The following is an 11,695-nucleotide window of genomic DNA, read 5'->3' on the forward strand; positions in this document are numbered from 1 at the left end:
AAACTGATATTCGGGAGCGTATTACGCATTCCCATCATGTTCATGCTGCTGGTGCGCGTGTTCAGTTTTGAACTCGGCCAGCAACTTTGCTTGCTCTTCAGTCAGAGCCAGGTTTTCCAGAAGTTCAGGTCTTCTAAGCCAGGTTCGGCCCAGCGACTGCTTCAAACGCCAGCGACGTATCTCGGCATGGTTTCCAGACAGTAACACTGCCGGTACTTCCATCCCTTCTAACACTTCAGGACGAGTATAGTGTGGACAGTCCAGCAACCCATCGGCAAAGGAATCTTCCGTTGCCGAAGCTTCATGGCCCAGAACTCCCGGAATGAACCGGGCGACGGAGTCAATCAGCGTCATTGCGGGTAACTCACCACCGCTGAGAACGTAATCGCCGATAGACCATTCTTCGTCAATCTCGGTTTGAATTACGCGCTCATCTATCCCTTCGTAGCGCCCACAGACCAGAATCAGCTTTTGATTCGTCGCCAGTTCGCTCACGCCCGCTTGATCAAGCTTGCGTCCCTGAGGTGACAGATAAATCACCTTTGCGCCTTCACCTGCCGCGGCTTTTGCTGTGTGAATGGCGTCCCGTAAGGGTTGCACCATCATTAGCATCCCCGGTCCGCCGCCGTAAGGACGATCGTCCACGGTACGGTGCCGGTCATGAGTAAAGTCACGAGGACTCCAGCTCTGGATGCTCAGCAGGCCATTCTTTACTGCCCGGCCAGTTACCCCGTAATCGGTAATCGCGCGGAACATTTCAGGAAACAGGCTAATTATGCCAATCCACATAGCGCCGTCTTTTACCGTTTATCCGGAGAATTTAAAAACCAGGATCCCAATCTACTTCAATGGTTTGAGTAGTGAGATCGACTTTCTTGATAACCTGTCCATCGAGGAACGGAACCAACCGCTCCTTGATGCCAAATGCATCTTTCAGGTTTGCCTTAATGACGAGAACGTCATTTGACCCGGTTTCCATCATATCGATGACTTTCCCCAGGCTGTAGCCTTCGGTAGTGACTACCTGGCAACCCATAAGGTCTTTCCAGTAGTAGTCGCCCTCTTCCAGCTGTGGCAACTGCGACGAATCCACGACAATTTCACAATTAGTCAGCGCATTCGCAGCATCACGATCGTCAACGCCTTTCAGCTTGATGATGATGTCCTGATTGTGGTGACGCCAGCTTTCCAGCTCGACCTCTTCCCACTTACCGCCTTTCTGGATAAACCAGGGCTGGTAATCAAAAATGCTATCAGCGTCTTCAGTGGAGGAAAACACTCTGAGCCAACCACGGATACCGTAGCAAGAACCCATTTTTCCCAATACGATCGGTTCAACAGGTGCTTTATTGCTCATCATGACCACCGTGACAGATTAAGCTGCTTTGTTTGCTGCTTTGATCAGCGTAGCAACGCGATCGGAAACAGTAGCGCCCTGGCCAACCCAGTGAGCGATACGATCCAGATCCAGACGAGTTTCTTCTTCTGCGCCAGCGGCCAGTGGGTTGAAGAAACCAACGCGCTCGATGAAGCGACCGTTGCGTGCATTACGGCTGTCAGTCACAACAACCTGGTAGAACGGACGCTTTTTAGCGCCGTGACGAGCTAAACGAATAGTTACCATAACATCCTCTTGTGTGAATAAAACAACCGGGCCCCATCGAGGAACGGAGCCCGGGTGTCATATTAAAAGCCCGAAAATTTTACTCATTTTCGGGCAAAAAGCAATCTCAAAAGCGATTAACGCCCTGGAAAACCGGGTGGCATCATGCCTTTCATGCCGCGCATCATCTTCGCCATGCCGCCTTTCTTCATTTTCTTCATCATTCGCTGCATGTCGTCGAACTGTTTAAGAAGGCGGTTAACGTCCTGCACCTGCATGCCGCAACCGGCTGCGATACGGCGTTTACGGGAACCTTTGATGATATCCGGGTTAGCGCGCTCCTTGAGGGTCATCGAGTTGATGATCGCCTCCATACGCACCAGCACCTTGTCATCCATCTGCGCTTTCACGTTGTCAGGGATCTGGCCCATGCCCGGCAGTTTGCCCATCAGGCTGGCCATGCCGCCCATGTTTTTCATCTGACGCAGCTGCTCAAGGAAGTCGGTAAGATCGAAACCGTCGCCTTTTTTCAGCTTGCTGGCCAGCTTCTCGGCCTGCGCGCGGTCAACCTTGCTCTCGATATCTTCGATCAGCGACAGCACGTCGCCCATGCCGAGGATACGGGAGGCAATACGATCCGGGTGGAACGGCTCGAGCGCTTCAGTTTTCTCGCCCACGCCGAGGAATTTAATCGGCTTACCGGTGATGTGACGAATGGAGAGCGCCGCACCGCCGCGGGCGTCACCGTCCACTTTGGTCAGCACCACGCCGGTTAGCGGCAGCGCTTCGTTAAACGCTTTCGCGGTATTCGCCGCATCCTGACCGGTCATGGCATCGACAACGAACAGGGTCTCTACCGGGTTGATAGAGGCATGCACCTGCTTAATCTCGTCCATCATCGCTTCGTCAACGTGTAGACGACCGGCGGTATCCACCAGCAGCACGTCGTAGAATTTCAGCTTCGCTTCTTTCAGCGCCGCGTTAACGATGTCGACAGGCTTCTGCGCCACGTCGGACGGGAAGAAATCTACGCCGACCTGTTCGGCCAGAGTTTCCAGCTGTTTGATCGCCGCCGGGCGATAGACGTCCGCAGAAACCACCAGCACTTTCTTCTTGTGCTTTTCACGCAGGAATTTACCCAGCTTGCCGACGCTGGTCGTTTTACCCGCACCCTGCAGGCCCGCCATCAGCACCACGGCCGGCGGCTGAGCCGCCAGGTTAAGCACCTGGTTCTCTTCGCCCATCGCCGAAACCAGTTCATTACGAACGATTTTGACGAACTCCTGACCCGGGGTCAGGCTCTTGTTAACTTCATGACCAACCGCTTTCTCTTTTACGCGGTTGATAAAATCACGAACAACCGGCAACGCGACGTCTGCTTCCAGCAGCGCCATGCGCACTTCGCGCAGCGTTTCCTTGATGTTCTCTTCAGTAAGGCGTCCGCGGCCGCTGATGTTGCGCAGCGTGCGCGACAAACGATCGGTTAAATTATCAAACATTGTCTCTCGCCTGAGTAGAAACGTTGGGCCGCCATGGGCGACACATACACAGAATTTTGCCGGAGTATAACATGAAGGCGCCTTTGTTGTTATGCAACGGTTGGAGCAGGCGTCACGTAACGTTATACTGCTTCTCTTTCTTATTAAGACAACTGTCGATGCCTATATGCCTGTTTTCGCACTGATCGCCCTTGTTGCCTACTCTGTCAGCCTCGCGCTGATCGTTCCCGGACTGCTGCAAAAAAACAGCGGCTGGCGGCGCATGGCTATTCTTTCCGCGGTGATCGCACTGATCAGCCACGCGTTTGCGCTGGAATCACGCATCATTCCCGGCGACGGCAGCGTGCAAAACCTGAGCGTCCTCAACGTCGGCTCGCTGGTCAGCCTGATGATCTGCACGGTAATGACCATCGTCGCGTCTAAAAATCGCGGCTGGCTGCTGCTGCCGATTGTCTATACCTTCGCGCTGATCAATCTGGCCCTCGCCACCTTTATGCCTAATGAATTCATTACGCATCTGGAGGCGACGCCGGGGATGTTGGTGCATATCGGCCTGTCGCTCTTTGCCTACGCGACGCTGATCATTGCCGCGCTTTACGCCATGCAGCTCGCCTGGATTGACTACCAGCTGAAAAACAAAAAGCTGGCGTTTAACCATGAAATGCCGCCGCTGATGGTCATTGAGCGTAAGATGTTCCACATCACCCAGGTGGGCGTGGTGCTGCTGACGCTCACGCTCTGCACGGGCCTGTTTTACATGAAGAACCTGTTCAGCGTGGAGAATATCGATAAAGCGGTGCTCTCCATCATCGCGTGGTTTGTCTATATTGTCCTGTTATGGGGCCATTATCATGAAGGCTGGCGCGGTCGTCGCGTGGTCTGGTTCAACGTCGCGGGTGCGGGCATTCTCACCCTTGCCTATTTTGGCAGCCGCTTCATACAGCAATTTGCTGGCTAAGTAACAAAAGGAGTTCCCCCTGGAACACATCTCTACCACCACGCTGATCGTTATCCTGATCGTCATGGTGGTCATCTCCGCCTATTTCTCCGGCTCGGAAACCGGCATGATGACCCTAAACCGCTACCGGTTACGTCATCGTGCTAAACAGGGTAACCGTGCCGCTCGTCGCGTTGAAAAACTGCTTCGCAAGCCGGATCGCCTGATAAGCCTGGTGCTCATCGGCAACAACCTTGTCAACATTCTGGCCTCCGCCCTCGGCACCATCGTTGGGATGCGCCTGTACGGCAACGCCGGGGTGGCGATTGCCACCGGCGTGCTGACGTTCGTGGTGCTGGTGTTTGCCGAAGTGCTGCCGAAAACCATCGCCGCGCTTTACCCGGAGAAAGTCGCCTACCCGAGCAGCTTCCTGCTGGCACCGCTGCAGATCCTGATGATGCCCATGGTCTGGCTGCTGAACATGGTGACGCGCATACTGATGCGGATGGTAGGAATCAAAGCCGACGTCACCATCAGCAGCGCGCTCAGCAAAGAGGAGCTGCGCACCATCGTGAATGAATCCCGCTCGCAGATCTCCCGGCGCAATCAGGACATGCTCCTGTCAGTGCTGGATCTGGAAAAGGTGAGCGTCAACGACATTATGGTGCCGCGTAACGAAATCGTCGGTATCGACATCAATGACGACTGGAAAGCCATCGTCCGCCAGCTGACGCACTCCCCGCACGGGCGCATTGTGCTGTATCGCGATTCGCTGGATGACGCCATCAGCATGCTGCGCGTGCGCGAAGCCTACCGTCTGATGACCGAGAAAAAAGAGTTCACCAAAGAGGTGATGCTGCGCGCCGCCGACGAGATTTACTACGTGCCGGAAGGAACGCCGCTCAGCACGCAGCTGGTGAAATTCCAGCGCAACAAGAAAAAAGTCGGCCTGGTGGTCAATGAGTACGGCGACATTCAGGGGCTGGTGACGGTCGAAGATATTCTGGAAGAGATTGTCGGGGACTTTACTACGTCAATGTCACCTTCCCTCGCGGAAGAGGTTACCCCGCAAAACGACGGCTCGGTGCTGATTGACGGTAGCGCGAACATTCGTGAACTCAACAAAGCCTTTAACTGGCATTTACCGGAAGATGAGGCTCGTACGATTAACGGGATGATTCTGGAAGCGCTGGAAGAGATCCCGGCGGCGGGCACGCGGGTGCGCATTGAGCAGTACGATATTGATATCCTGGACGTGCAGGACAATATGATTAAGCAGGTGAAAGTCCTGCCCGTAAAACCCCTGCGCGAAAGTATCGCTGAGTAAGGCTGTAGGCCGGGTAAGGCGAAACCGCCACCCGGCACTACGAATGGCAAATTACGCTTTCGCTTTCGCCACGGTCACCATCGCAGCGCGAATGGTACGGCCGTTCAGGGTGTAACCTTTCTGCATCACGCCCAGCACTTTACCGGCTTCGACCTCTTCGGACTCCACCATTGCAATCGCCTGGTGGACGTTTGGATCCAGCGGTACGTTGGTATCGGCAATCACTTCCACGCCAAACTTACGCACTACGTCGAGCATGGATTTCAGCGTCAGTTCGATACCTTCGATCATCGCCGCGTTGTCCGGATTCGCTTTGTCAGCCACTTCCAGCGCGCGATCGAGGCTATCAATAACCGGCAGCAGTTCGTTGACGAATTTCTCCAGCGCAAATTTATGCGCCTTCTCAACGTCCTGCTCGGTACGACGACGCAGGTTTTCCATTTCCGCCTTGATGCGCAGAACACCATCGCGTTCGCGATTCTGTGCTTCTACCAGCTGGGCTTCCAGATTCGCAATTTTTTCATCGCGCGGGTCCACCTGCTCAGCAGATGCGTCTGGCTCTACAGCCTCAACTTCATCGTGCTGTTCCGTGATAATTTCTTCAGGGGCTTGCCCCTCAGGCGTTTTCTGTTCTTTACTACTCATGAATTTCTCCGCGTTTTTCTGCATTCATCTCGCTAACTTCGCTTATTATGGGGATCAGTTTCCGGGATTCAAGGGAACAAGACAGATTGTCATCATTCATCAGGCACAAGGACCTCCAGAAAATGAATAATCATTTCAGGTGTATTGGGATCGTCGGGCATCCGCGTCACCCTACCGCACTAACGACACATGAAATGTTGTATCGCTGGTTGTGTAGCAAAGGCTATGAAGTGATGGTCGAGCAGCAGATTGCGCAGGAACTGCAGCTGAAAAGCGTCAAAACCGGCACGCTGGCGGAAATTGGCCAACAGGCCGATCTCGCCGTGGTGGTGGGCGGCGACGGCAACATGCTCGGCGCGGCCCGCACGCTGGCGCGCTATGACATTAAGGTCATCGGCATCAACCGTGGCAATCTCGGCTTTTTAACCGACCTCGACCCGGACAATGCGCAGCAGCAGCTGGCTGACGTGCTGGAAGGGCACTATATCAGCGAAAAACGCTTTTTACTGGAAGCGCAGGTGTGTCAGCAGGACTGCCAGAAGCGCATCAGCACCGCGATTAACGAGGTGGTTCTTCACCCCGGGAAAGTGGCGCACATGATTGAATTCGAAGTTTACATCGACGAAATCTTTGCTTTCTCCCAGCGTTCCGACGGGCTGATTATCTCCACTCCGACCGGCTCAACTGCCTACTCGCTTTCTGCCGGCGGCCCAATCCTGACGCCCTCGCTGGATGCCATTACCCTGGTGCCGATGTTCCCGCACACGCTCTCCGCCCGCCCGCTGGTCATCAACGGCGACAGCACGATACGTCTGCGCTTCTCGCATCGCCGTAACGACCTGGAGATCAGCTGCGACAGCCAGATAGCGCTGCCGATCCAGGAAGGTGAAGATGTTCTCATTCGTCGATGTGATTACCACCTTAATCTGATTCATCCGAAAGATTACAGCTATTTCAACACATTAAGCTCGAAGCTTGGCTGGTCAAAAAAATTGTTCTGATTTTGCATCCAGTACTTTACTGTATAAAAAACCAGTTTATACTGTATGAAAACACAGTTATGGTTTTTCATACAGGAAAACAATTATGCTGGCACAACTGACCATCAGCAACTTTGCCATTGTTCGTGAGCTTGAGATCGATTTCCACAGCGGCATGACGGCGATCACCGGGGAAACCGGTGCAGGTAAATCCATTGCCATTGATGCCCTCGGCTTGTGCCTTGGTGGCCGCGCAGAGGGCGACATGGTGCGCATGGGCGCAAACCGTGCCGACCTGTGCGCCCGTTTCTCCCTGAAAGACACCCCTGCCGCCCAGCGCTGGCTGGAACAGAACCAGCTTGAAGATGGACGTGAGTGTTTACTTCGCCGCGTGATCAGCAGCGACGGTCGTTCACGTGGCTTTATCAACGGTACGGCGGTTCCGCTCTCCCAGCTTCGCGAACTCGGCCAGCTGCTTATCCAGATCCACGGTCAGCACGCGCACCAGCAACTCGTCAAACCTGAACAGCAGAAAGCGCTACTGGATGGCTATGCGGGTGAGTACGCGCTTACTCAGCTTATGGCGGAGCACTATCGCCAGTGGCATCAGAGCTGCCGTGAACTTGCCCAGCACCAGCAGCAAAGCCAGGAGCGCGCCGCGCGTGCGGAGCTGCTGGCGTACCAGCTTAAAGAGCTCAACGAATTCAACCCGCAGCCGGGTGAGTTTGAGCAAATCGACGAAGAGTACAAACGTCTGGCGAACAGCGGCCACCTGCTCTCAACCAGCCAGAATGCGCTCAACCTGCTGGCGGACGGCGAAGACGTGAACCTGCAAAGCCAGCTGTATAACGTCCGCCAGCTCATTACCGAACTGGTTGGCATGGACAGCAAGCTTTCTGGCGTCCTGGATATGCTGGAAGAAGCGGCCATTCAGATCTCCGAAGCCAGTGACGAACTGCGCCACTACTGTGAACGTCTGGATCTCGACCCGAACCGTCTGTTTGAGCTGGAGCAGCGCATTTCCCGTCAAATTTCACTGGCGCGCAAGCACCACGTCACGCCGGAAGAGCTGCCAGGATTCTATCAGTCTCTGCTGGAAGAACAGCAGCAGCTTGACGATCAGGCTGACTCGCAGGAAACCCTCTCTCTCGCGGTGAACCTGCATCATGAACAGGCGCTGGCGACAGCGCAAAAGCTGCATGAAATCCGTCAGCATTACGCCCAGGAGCTAAGCCAGCACATCACCGACAGCATGCACACGCTGGCGATGCCGCACGGTATCTTCACCATTGATGTCCGCTTTGAAGAGAACCACCTGACGGCAGAAGGTGCGGACCGCATCGAGTTCCGCGTCACCACCAACCCGGGGCAGCCGCTGCAGGCTATCTCCAAAGTGGCCTCCGGTGGTGAACTTTCGCGTATTGCGCTGGCGATTCAGGTGATTACCGCGCGTAAAATGGAAACCCCGGCGCTGATTTTCGATGAAGTGGATGTCGGCATCAGCGGCCCAACGGCGGCGGTGGTGGGCAAACTGCTGCGCCAGCTAGGCGAATCAACGCAGGTGATGTGTGTCACCCACCTGCCGCAGGTCGCGGGCTGTGGCCATCATCACTTTATCGTCAGCAAAGAAACCGACGGTGAAATGACCGAAACGCACATGAAGCCGCTGGATAAACGTGCGCGTCTGCAGGAGCTTGCTCGCCTGCTCGGCGGCAGCGAAGTCACCCGCAATACGCTCGCGAACGCGAAAGAACTGCTGGCGGCATAAACTTTTTCGGGATCTCAGGGTCATACAGAACAACAAAAACGCCGCCAGACCGGTTTCAAAGTGGGGCAAGGTCTATTATCATCGGCATATTACATATGAGCCGCGTTCTGCTCGGGCCCGAAAAGGAATCAAATCACTATGCGTTGTAAAATGCTGACCGCTGCCGCAGCGGTTCTTCTGATGTTGACCGCAGGCTGTTCCACTCTGGAGAAAGTGGTTTACCGTCCTGACATCAACCAGGGGAACTACCTTACCCCTAACGATGTGTCCAAAATCCGTGTGGGGATGACACAACAGCAGGTCGCTTATGCACTGGGAACCCCGATGATGTCCGATCCGTTCGGCACTAACACCTGGTTCTATGTATTCCGTCAGAAGCCGGGCCACGAAGATGCGACCCAGCAGACCCTGACGCTGACCTTCAGCAGCGCCGGTGTGTTGACCAACATCGACAACAAGCCTGCCCTGACCAAATAATCAGAAGTCAGAAATGCAAAAAGGTGCTCATTGAGCACCTTTTTTGTTTTTCTTTTATCCCCTCGCCCCTTTGGGGAGAGGGTCAGGGTGAGGGGAAAACACGCTACTTACCCGATTTCTCCGCGCGCTGACGTCGCAGCTCTTTCGGATCGGCAATCAGCGGACGATAAATCTCCACCCGGTCGCCCTCTTTCAGCACATCACCCAGCTTCACCGGACGGCTATAAATCCCGACCTTATTTTTCGCCAGGTCGATATCGCTGCGAAGTTCGAGGATGCCGGACGCGCGGATAGCCGCCTCAACGGTTGCACCCTCTTCCAGCGTCACGCGCTGCAGATACTGCTTCTCCGGTAGCGCATACACCACTTCTACAGCAATCTTATGCGACACTGTAAACCTCTTTGGCGCGGGTGGTGAACGCCTGAACCATATTCGAGGCCAGCTCTTTAAAGATGCGGCCAAACGCCAGCTCAATCAGCTTATTGGTAAATTCAAAGTCCAGCTGGAACTCGATGCGACAGGCGTCAGCGCTCAACGGCGTAAACTTCCAGCCCCCCATCAGGGTTTTAAACGGACCATCCACCAGATGCATCAAAATACTCTGATTGCTGGTCAGCGTATTGCGGGTGGTGAACGTCTTGCTGATCCCCGCTTTGGAGACATCCACCGCCGCAGTCATCTGCGTCGGGCCGGACTCCAGAACGCGGCTCCCGGTGCACCCCGGAATAAATTCTGGATAAGACTGAACGTCGTTCACTAACTGATACATTTGTTCCGCGCTGTAAGGCACGAGCGCAGTACGGCTAATCTGAGGCATAGCATTTCCCATGGTCACACAACGGACAAATAATAACATTTATCACCTGTTAAAAAAACGCTAAGCCTCATCTCGTGCTAAGATAGCGCGTTAGACCTCACAGGACGCAATGAGGTGACTTTTTGAAATCAGATTACCGACGGCTTTACGACACTTATGACGAAGAAAAAAGCACATAAACCAGGCTCGGCGACCATTGCGCTCAACAAGCGTGCTCGCCACGAGTATTTCATTGAAGAAGAATTCGAAGCTGGCCTTGCGTTGCAGGGCTGGGAAGTAAAATCGCTGCGCGCCGGGAAAGCCAACATCGGCGATAGCTACGTGATCCTGAAAGATGGCGAAGCCTTCCTGTTCGGCGCGAACTTTACGCCGCTGACCGTCGCCTCCTCACACTACGTGTGTGACCCAACGCGCACGCGTAAATTGCTGCTGAACAAGCGTGAGCTGGAATCCCTCTACGGACGCATCAACCGTGAAGGTTTCACCGTGGTAGCCCTGTCGCTGTACTGGAAAAACGCCTGGTGTAAAGTGAAAGTTGGCGTCGCAAAAGGTAAAAAACAGCACGACAAACGTACTGACCTGAAAGAGCGCGAGTGGCAACTTGATAAAGCGCGCATCATGAAAAACGCAGGACGTTGATTCTGCACACTTATTGTACTATTCAATAAGTTAGCGTTCCGGGCTGGTATCCAGGAAGTGAAATCTGGTATACTTAATTCAACACTATTGGGGCTGATTCTGGATTCGACGGGATTTGCGAAACCCAAGGTGCATGCCGAGGGGCGGTTTGCCTCGTTAAAAGCCGCAAAAAAATAGTCGCAAACGACGAAAACTACGCTTTAGCAGCTTAATAACCTGCTCTGAGCCCTCTCTCCCTAGCTTCCGCTCTTAAGACGGGGATCAAAGAGAGGTCAAACCCAAAAGAGATCGCGTGGAAGCCCTGCCTGGGGTTGAAGCGTTAAAACTAATCAGGCTAGTTCGTTAGTGGCGTGTCTGTCCGCAGCTGGCGTGCGAATGTAAAGACAAACTAAGCATGTAGTACCGAGGATGTAGAAATTTCGGACGCGGGTTCAACTCCCGCCAGCTCCACCACTTTTGATAGGACTGCAACCGGACAGCGGCAATAAAAACAGCCACTTACGGACTCTGACCAGACAGAGCGCAGACCGAGAAAAGACAAAAAAATGCTCGTGAAATGCACGTGCACTTTACAAGAACCCCAGATTTCACGGTCTGGGGTTTTTCTATTTGTAACTAAGGGTAACAAAAATACACTCTTTCAGGTCCAAACCTACTAACATTTATTTACCTGTCATGCTGGGTTGTCAAAGCTAGTGTAGCGGGTACCGAGAAGCCAAAAAAATTGAAGCCAATTCCAGCTAAGAGACTAAACGACCAACGGCTGCGAAGGGAGCCAGAATGCAAGAACGTGTGCTGCACTAATTTTTTGAAGAGCTTTATACATTCCATATCTTCAAGTTCTTTGCGCCCTCTTAACTCGATAAATCACCAGGTTACCTACTTCTGTAGTTCGTGGTAACTTAGTGTCAGTTCACGTTTTATGCTGCTGACCTGCCCCCACGATTAGATACAACACTCAGTTAGTAACGTCGGAATCTTCATTCTCAGAATGACCCTTTA

Annotated in this window: 13 protein-coding genes and 1 other RNA gene; 7 read left to right on the top strand and 7 right to left on the bottom strand. The window is 53.7% G+C overall.

The window, feature by feature from the left end:
- Positions 1 to 21 precede the first annotated feature (21 nt).
- The 4 genes from trmD to ffh form a co-directional block, all read right to left on the bottom strand.
- A complete protein-coding gene (trmD, locus tag IM317_RS19405; RefSeq protein ID WP_014832949.1) occupies positions 22 to 789 on the bottom strand; it encodes a tRNA (guanosine(37)-N1)-methyltransferase TrmD in 768 nt (255 codons plus the stop codon).
- 31 nt (positions 790 to 820) lie between these two features.
- On the bottom strand, positions 821 to 1,360 hold the full coding sequence (rimM, locus tag IM317_RS19410; protein WP_029741020.1) for a ribosome maturation factor RimM: 540 nt from the start codon (positions 1,358 to 1,360) through the stop codon (positions 821 to 823).
- A gap of 15 nt (positions 1,361 to 1,375) precedes the next feature.
- Positions 1,376 to 1,624, bottom strand: a complete 249-nt coding sequence (gene rpsP, locus IM317_RS19415; protein WP_003863133.1) for a 30S ribosomal protein S16 — start codon at positions 1,622 to 1,624, stop codon at positions 1,376 to 1,378.
- Between the two features lie 116 nt (positions 1,625 to 1,740).
- Entirely contained in the window at positions 1,741 to 3,102 is a 1,362-nt protein-coding gene (gene ffh, locus IM317_RS19420; RefSeq protein ID WP_014884878.1) for a signal recognition particle protein, read from the bottom strand.
- Between the two features lie 166 nt (positions 3,103 to 3,268).
- Here ffh and IM317_RS19425 point away from each other — a divergent pair, with 166 nt between their 5' ends.
- Both IM317_RS19425 and IM317_RS19430 read left to right on the top strand, forming a co-directional pair.
- The gene (locus tag IM317_RS19425) at positions 3,269 to 4,060 is read left to right on the top strand and encodes an inner membrane protein YpjD (protein WP_014884879.1); all 792 of its coding nucleotides are present in this window, start codon (positions 3,269 to 3,271) and stop codon (positions 4,058 to 4,060) included.
- 19 nt (positions 4,061 to 4,079) lie between these two features.
- Positions 4,080 to 5,366, top strand: a complete 1,287-nt coding sequence (locus IM317_RS19430) for an HlyC/CorC family transporter (RefSeq protein ID WP_033146255.1) — start codon at positions 4,080 to 4,082, stop codon at positions 5,364 to 5,366.
- 51 nt (positions 5,367 to 5,417) lie between these two features.
- Here the strand turns inward: IM317_RS19430 and grpE are convergent, their stop codons facing one another.
- Positions 5,418 to 6,011 carry a nucleotide exchange factor GrpE gene (gene grpE / locus IM317_RS19435; RefSeq protein ID WP_023333122.1) on the bottom strand — a complete coding sequence of 198 codons (594 nt, stop codon included), beginning with the start codon at positions 6,009 to 6,011 and terminating at the stop codon, positions 5,418 to 5,420.
- Between the two features lie 122 nt (positions 6,012 to 6,133).
- On the opposite strand from grpE, the gene nadK reads away from it, so the two are divergent.
- The 3 genes from nadK to bamE all read left to right on the top strand — a co-directional run bounded on the left by nadK (position 6,134) and on the right by bamE (position 9,236).
- Positions 6,134 to 7,012 carry an NAD(+) kinase gene (gene nadK / locus IM317_RS19440; protein WP_008502500.1) on the top strand — a complete coding sequence of 293 codons (879 nt, stop codon included), beginning with the start codon at positions 6,134 to 6,136 and terminating at the stop codon, positions 7,010 to 7,012.
- 85 nt (positions 7,013 to 7,097) lie between these two features.
- A complete protein-coding gene (gene recN / locus IM317_RS19445; protein ID WP_033146256.1) occupies positions 7,098 to 8,759 on the top strand; it encodes a DNA repair protein RecN in 1,662 nt (553 codons plus the stop codon).
- 138 nt (positions 8,760 to 8,897) lie between these two features.
- A complete protein-coding gene (bamE, locus tag IM317_RS19450) occupies positions 8,898 to 9,236 on the top strand; it encodes an outer membrane protein assembly factor BamE (protein ID WP_008502502.1) in 339 nt (112 codons plus the stop codon).
- Between the two features lie 103 nt (positions 9,237 to 9,339).
- Here the strand turns inward: bamE and IM317_RS19455 are convergent, their stop codons facing one another.
- Entirely contained in the window at positions 9,340 to 9,627 is a 288-nt protein-coding gene (locus IM317_RS19455) for an RnfH family protein (protein ID WP_025759268.1), read from the bottom strand.
- Entirely contained in the window at positions 9,617 to 10,054 is a 438-nt protein-coding gene (locus tag IM317_RS19460; protein WP_024908332.1) for a type II toxin-antitoxin system RatA family toxin, read from the bottom strand. Before IM317_RS19460 ends, IM317_RS19455 begins: the two co-directional genes overlap by 11 nt.
- 156 nt (positions 10,055 to 10,210) lie before the next feature.
- Here IM317_RS19460 and smpB point away from each other — a divergent pair, with 156 nt between their 5' ends.
- Entirely contained in the window at positions 10,211 to 10,693 is a 483-nt protein-coding gene (gene smpB / locus IM317_RS19465) for an SsrA-binding protein SmpB (protein WP_008502505.1), read from the top strand.
- A gap of 89 nt (positions 10,694 to 10,782) precedes the next feature.
- Positions 10,783 to 11,146: a transfer-messenger RNA gene (ssrA, locus tag IM317_RS19470) on the top strand.
- Positions 11,147 to 11,695: the final 549 nt, after the last annotated feature.

Source organism: Enterobacter cloacae complex sp. S3 (genome assembly GCF_014930495.1).
GTDB lineage: Bacteria > Pseudomonadota > Gammaproteobacteria > Enterobacterales > Enterobacteriaceae > Enterobacter > Enterobacter asburiae_B.

What these genes read in the sequence shown, in the direction of transcription:
- trmD (WP_014832949.1), bottom strand. Translation starts at nt 789, where the DNA reads ATGTGGATTGGCATAATTAGCCTGTTTCCTGAAATGTTCCGCGCGATT.
- recN (WP_033146256.1), top strand. Translation starts at nt 7,098, where the DNA reads ATGCTGGCACAACTGACCATCAGCAACTTTGCCATTGTTCGTGAGCTT.
- nadK (WP_008502500.1), top strand. Translation starts at nt 6,134, where the DNA reads ATGAATAATCATTTCAGGTGTATTGGGATCGTCGGGCATCCGCGTCAC.
- smpB (WP_008502505.1), top strand. Translation starts at nt 10,211, where the DNA reads ATGACGAAGAAAAAAGCACATAAACCAGGCTCGGCGACCATTGCGCTC.
- IM317_RS19460 (WP_024908332.1), bottom strand. Translation starts at nt 10,054, where the DNA reads ATGCCTCAGATTAGCCGTACTGCGCTCGTGCCTTACAGCGCGGAACAA.
- ffh (WP_014884878.1), bottom strand. Translation starts at nt 3,102, where the DNA reads ATGTTTGATAATTTAACCGATCGTTTGTCGCGCACGCTGCGCAACATC.
- rpsP (WP_003863133.1), bottom strand. Translation starts at nt 1,624, where the DNA reads ATGGTAACTATTCGTTTAGCTCGTCACGGCGCTAAAAAGCGTCCGTTC.
- IM317_RS19425 (WP_014884879.1), top strand. Translation starts at nt 3,269, where the DNA reads ATGCCTGTTTTCGCACTGATCGCCCTTGTTGCCTACTCTGTCAGCCTC.
- grpE (WP_023333122.1), bottom strand. Translation starts at nt 6,011, where the DNA reads ATGAGTAGTAAAGAACAGAAAACGCCTGAGGGGCAAGCCCCTGAAGAA.
- bamE (WP_008502502.1), top strand. Translation starts at nt 8,898, where the DNA reads ATGCGTTGTAAAATGCTGACCGCTGCCGCAGCGGTTCTTCTGATGTTG.
- rimM (WP_029741020.1), bottom strand. Translation starts at nt 1,360, where the DNA reads ATGATGAGCAATAAAGCACCTGTTGAACCGATCGTATTGGGAAAAATG.